Below are 588 nucleotides of genomic sequence, written 5' to 3'. Positions count from 1 at the left end.
CCACCCTAGGGCCGGGGCGAGCGGCCAGGGCGCGTGGACCGGCGGAGCCTTGCGGCGGCGGCGCCGTGCGCCCGGATCGGGCGTCGATCGCCGTCCGGGCCGCCGGGTCAAGGGTGGGCGCCGGTCAGAACCGCCGCGTGTAGGCGACCGACCAGGTGTCGTCGGTCTTCAAGCCCTTGTTGAAGTCCTGGCGGGTGTAGTCGATGCGCACGCCGTTCTTCCCGTCGAGGAAATACTGGCCGCCGATCCCGTAGTTCACCGACTCCGCGCCGAACTTCACCACGCTGACGTTGGGCGCCTGGGCCAGGGTGCGTTTGAAGTCGGTCGTGCCGTAGCCGACCCGCGCGAAGACATCGAGGTTCGGACCGACGGGGTAGTAGCCCACGGCATAGGCTGCGAACTCGCGGCGAAGCTGGTTCTTCACCTGCAGCGCGGGAACGGACGGGAAGGTGGCGGTGTCCGGATCGACGCCCAGGCCCGCTTCGCCTTCGACCCCGAAATAGGATCCGAAGCGTCCGCCGAGACGGAGCTGCACCGTGCTCAGGTCGCTGTCGGACTTTCGGTTGTAGCCGACGGAACCGTAGAGGC

At 68.9% G+C, this 588-nt stretch carries 1 protein-coding gene; it reads right to left on the bottom strand.

Annotated features, from left to right (window positions below; all coding sequences use genetic code 11):
* Nucleotides 1–124: 124 nt before the first annotated feature.
* The coding region (locus AX721_RS17675) for an outer membrane beta-barrel protein (RefSeq protein ID WP_068877301.1) at nucleotides 125–588 on the bottom strand (464 nt) is incomplete at its 5' end.

The sequence above is a fragment of the Phenylobacterium sp. CCH9-H3 genome (genome assembly GCF_001557235.1).
In the GTDB taxonomy this organism is placed as follows: Bacteria; Pseudomonadota; Alphaproteobacteria; order Caulobacterales; family Caulobacteraceae; genus Phenylobacterium.
The sequence above is the reverse complement of the archived record's forward strand: the minus strand, read 5'-3'. Positions and strand labels throughout refer to the sequence as shown.